This window comes from Pseudoxanthomonas sp. LH2527, from assembly GCF_022539275.1.
GTDB lineage: Bacteria > Pseudomonadota > Gammaproteobacteria > Xanthomonadales > Xanthomonadaceae > Pseudoxanthomonas_A.
In genome coordinates, this window is sequence record NZ_JAKZBW010000059.1 from 1 (window position 1) to 2,092 (window position 2,092).

General features: G+C 65.5%; 2 protein-coding genes. Both read right to left on the reverse strand.

From position 1 onward, the window contains the following. Positions 1-127: 127 nt before the first annotated feature. On the reverse strand, positions 128-1,249 hold the full coding sequence (locus tag MMG85_RS18355) for an inorganic phosphate transporter (protein WP_055935957.1): 1,122 nt from the start codon (positions 1,247-1,249) through the stop codon (positions 128-130). A gap of 12 nt (positions 1,250-1,261) precedes the next feature. Beyond that, entirely contained in the window at positions 1,262-1,888 is a 627-nt protein-coding gene (locus tag MMG85_RS18360) for a pit accessory protein (RefSeq protein WP_241047344.1), read from the reverse strand. Positions 1,889-2,092: the final 204 nt, after the last annotated feature.

Here is a 2,092-nt window from a genome sequence, read left to right on the forward strand (position 1 = left end):
GGGGAATAGTTGGCACCCTGTCTTTCCTTACCTACACCTGCACCAAAAACAAAGGGCGCGTCGAAGACGCGCCCTTTGTTGCTTTTGATTCTGCGATTCCCGATTCCCGACTCCCCATTCCCGGCTCTCAGGCCCACCCGATCGCCTCAAGCAGCCTTAGCAGGCCGTACGCGATGCCGCCCGCGGCGGGAATCGTCAGCACCCATGCCCACAGGATGCGTTCGATCACGCTGAACTTCAGCGCGCGCGGATTCTTGGCGAAGCCCACGCCCATGATGGCGGTGGAGATGCTGTGCGTGGTGGAGACCGGCATGCCGAAATGCGCGGCCACGGTAAGGATGGTGGCCGAGCTGGTTTCCGCGGCGAAGCCGTTGATGGGGTGCAGCTTCACCATCTTGTGGCCCAGCGTCTTGATGATCTTCCAGCCGCCCGACGCCGTGCCCAGCGCCATCACGATGGCGCAGGTGATGACGATCCACATGGCGATGTCCTGCTCGCCCGCCGCACCGGGGTGCAGGAAGGCCAGCCAGCCCGGCAGGTCGTCCAGCGCGCCGCTGGCCTCGGCACCGAACAGGGTCAGCGCGATGATGCCCATGGTCTTCTGCGCGTCGTTGTGTCCGTGCGCGTAGCCCATGTAGGCCGCCGACAGGATCTGCGCCTTGCCGAAGAACTTGTTGACGAAGTGCGGGCGCGCCAGCCGGCCCAGCCAGCCGCCGGCACGCGACAGCAGCGCGATCAGCCCCCACAACGCCACCATCACCAGGATGCCGAGCAGGAAGCCCGCCAGCGGCGAGGTGACCATCGGCAGCACCACCTTCCACAGGATGCCCTTGTTCTTGGTCCAGTCGCCCAGCGATTCAGACCAGATCAGCGCGGCCCAGTCGTTGTGCGCGGCGGCCAGCGCGGCGCCGCAGAGGCCGCCGATCAGCGCGTGCGACGACGACGACGGTAGGCCCTTCCACCACGTGATCAGGTTCCAGACGATTCCGCCCAGCAGCGCGCACAGGATGACCTGCGAGGTCACCTGCACCACGTCGGTGTTGACCAGGCCGGATGCGATGGTCTTGGCCACGGCCGTGCCCATCAGTGCGCCGATCAGGTTCATGCCGGCCGCCAGCATCACCGCCTGGCCCGGCGACAGCACCTTGGTGGCGACCACGGTCGCAATGGAGTTGGCGGTGTCGTGGAAGCCGTTGATGAACTCGAAGACGAGCGCGGCGAAGATCACCACCAGAACAAGGGTAAGCATGGACGCGACCCGTCAGCTGTTCTTGAGGACGATCTGGTACGCCACCACGCCGGCTTCGCGACAGCGGTCGATGGCCTTTTCCAGGATCTCGAAGAACTCCTTCAGCAGGAACATCTGCAGGTGGTCCAGGCGGCCGGAATAGATGTCGCGGTACAGCTCGAGCATCAGCCGGTCGGCCTCGTTCTCGATCGCGCGCAGCTTCTCGTTGAGCGAGGTCATGCGATCGATGTTCATCTTGCGGATGTCGTGGACCATCTCGACCACCACGCTGGCGGCCTGTTCCAGCATCGCCGCGCGCGGCGCGAAGTCGATGCCGTCCAGGTGCTGGATGGCCAGCGAATAGCGGTCGGCGAACTTCTCGACCTGCTTGGGAATCTTGTACAGCGCCGAACCCAGCGCCTCGATGTCCTCGCGCTCGATGGGGGTGATGAAGCTGTCCACCAGCGCCTTGCCGATCTTGTCCGAGGCTGCGCGCTCGCGCAGGCGCGCCAGCTTGAAGGCATCGAGCGCCGGCTGGCGGTCGGTGGCCTTCATCATCGAGTGCAGGGCCTTGGTGCTGTCGTGGGCAGCCTGGGCGGCCTCGTCCAACAGCGTGTAGAACTGCTGGCCGGAGCCGAAGATCGTCTGGAGGGAGAACATCGGGCGGTCTCACCGTCACGGGATGGACGGCTTCTAGGGGCGGAATTATGACGGTTTCATGACGGTCCCGGACAGCCCGTCCGGTGCCAGGGCCCGCGAGTCGGGCCGGCCCTGGCCGAATGCCGCGTTCAGCTTCACGCCTCGGCCCGCTGGCCCTTTGCTAAACTCGCCCCGCGCCTCCGGGTGCACCCTATGGACGACGAC

Excerpts from the sequence above, each read along its gene's own strand:
- MMG85_RS18355 (WP_055935957.1), bottom strand. The coding sequence starts at position 1,249 with ATGCTTACCCTTGTTCTGGTGGTGATCTTCGCCGCGCTCGTCTTCGAG.
- MMG85_RS18360 (WP_241047344.1), bottom strand. The coding sequence starts at position 1,888 with ATGTTCTCCCTCCAGACGATCTTCGGCTCCGGCCAGCAGTTCTACACG.